The sequence below is a fragment of the Streptomyces sp. NPDC057287 genome (assembly GCF_042667905.1).
Classification (GTDB): Bacteria; Actinomycetota; Actinomycetes; order Streptomycetales; family Streptomycetaceae; genus Streptomyces.
Map to the genome: position 1 here is coordinate 336,461 of NZ_JBHUYV010000010.1, position 1,788 is coordinate 338,248.

A 1,788-nucleotide genomic window follows, 5' to 3' on the forward strand; every position below is an offset into this window, starting at 1 on the left:
CTTTGGGGGGCACTTTGGGGCCGGGCGGTTTGTTTCCCACCTGGCCGTGTAGGGTTGGGGGGTTGCGCGCCCCGCGCCCCCGGGGGGGGGGGGCCCCGCCCCCCGCCCCCCCCCGCCGCTCCCGTGCGTTCGCGCGCTAGCCGCCGAGCGCCTCGTGACGGGCGGTCAGCCGTGCCGCCCCCTCCTCGGTCAGCGAGCCGAAGAGCCGCAGCCGGGAGATGCCGCCATCCGGGAAGATGTCGATCCGGACATGGGTGCCGCGCACGGGCTCCGGCAGGACGAACCGGTGGTTCGTGTCGGGCTGCAGCCGGGTGCGGGGCAGGAGTACGGCCGGGCGGCCGTCCTCCCCGTCGCTCACCGAGATCTCCGCCCATCCCGCCGCGTTGCCCTTGAGGTAGGCGGTGTCGATCTCGACCGCCCGGATCTCGGACTGCTCGGCCAGCCGGTAGCGGATCCAGTCGTTGCCCTTGTCGCGTCGGCGGCGGGTCTCCCAGCCGTCGTCCATCTTGCGGGAGCGGCCCGGCGCGATGGTGTTCGTGGCCGGGGAGTAGAAGCGGTCGGAGGCGTCCTCGACCTCGCCTCCGTTCTCCAGGGCCACCACGTCGAACGTACCGAGGGCTGCCAGCCACGCGGGGTCGGGTGCCACCTCTCCGTGGACGCGCAGGCGGGCTATGCCCCCGTCGGGGTGCTGGTTGACCCGCAGATGGGTGAAGCGCTGCCCCGCGTCGACCGCGAAACCGTTCGCCGCGTGGCCTCCGACGGCCGTACGGGGCACGAGGGTCGTCCACTTCACGTCGGGCGCGAGGAGGTCGTCGGGCGACGGGGAGCCGGGCAGCGAGGTCCCCTCGACGGAGACCGACTGCGGGTAGTTGCCGCGGAAGTGCGCCGTGTCGACGATCAGCCCGCGCACCACGCCAGGAGCGCCGAGGCGTACGAGGGCCCAGTCGTGGTCCTCGTCCGTGGGGTGCGGCTCGTCGGCGCTCGCACCGCGACGTCGGCGGGTCTCCCAGCCGTCCATGATCTTGCCCTTGTGCCCGAAGCGCTCCGGGTCGAACTCCGCGGGCTCCGGCTTCAGCAGGTTCTCGCGCTCGGCGAAGAACTCGTCGTTGGCGGCGATCACACCCGCACCGAGCCGCCGGTCGGCGAGGTCCACAAGCTGGGTGAAGGGGAAGTCGGCGGTGCGGTAGTCGGCGTACGGGTCGCCGCCTCCGTACGGGCTCGCGTCGCCGGTGAAGTGCGGTGTCGCCGTCATGGTCAGTGGTTCCTTTCGAGGAGGCGGCCGGTGGGTTCGGCGAGTACGCCGTCGGCCGCGATCCGCGTGCCGCGCAGCCACGTGGACCTGACGACACCGTGGAGGGTCCTGCCCGCATACGCGGTGACCTGGTTGCGGTGGAAGAGCCCCGCCGGATCGACGGTGAAGGTCTCATCGGGGGCGAGGACCGCGAAGTCGGCATCCCGCCCCGCCTCGATGGCACCCTTACGGGACAGCCCGGCCAGCTCCGCCGGCCCCGCCGACATCCACCGCACGACATCCTCCAGACCGTGCCCACGCCGACGCGCCTCGGTCCAGATCGCGGGCAGACCCAACTGCAACGAGGAGATCCCGCCCCACGCCGACGCGAAGTCCCCGGTCTTCAGATCCGTGGTGCACGGCGAGTGGTCCGAGACGATGCAGTCGATCGTCCCGTCCGCGAGCCCCGCCCACAACGCATCCTGATTGCCGGCCTCCCGGATCGGCGGACAGCACTTGAACTCCGTCGCCCCGTCCGGAACCTCCTCCGCCGTCAA

General features: G+C 72.3%; 2 protein-coding genes. Both read right to left on the reverse strand.

What is annotated here, in order from left to right; all coding sequences use genetic code 11:
• Nucleotides 1-136 precede the first annotated feature (136 nt).
• Nucleotides 137-1,252 carry an allantoicase gene (alc, locus tag ACFUNE_RS21675; RefSeq protein ID WP_383570294.1) on the reverse strand — a complete coding sequence of 372 codons (1,116 nt, stop codon included), beginning with the start codon at nt 1,250-1,252 and terminating at the stop codon, nt 137-139.
• Between the two features lie 2 nt (nt 1,253-1,254).
• The coding region (locus ACFUNE_RS21680) for an amidohydrolase family protein (RefSeq protein WP_383570297.1) at nt 1,255-1,788 on the reverse strand (534 nt) is incomplete at its 5' end.

Bases quoted from the DNA above. Each gene is read 5' to 3' on its own strand.
- alc (WP_383570294.1), bottom strand. From the start codon at position 1,252: ATGACGGCGACACCGCACTTCACCGGCGACGCGAGCCCGTACGGAGGC.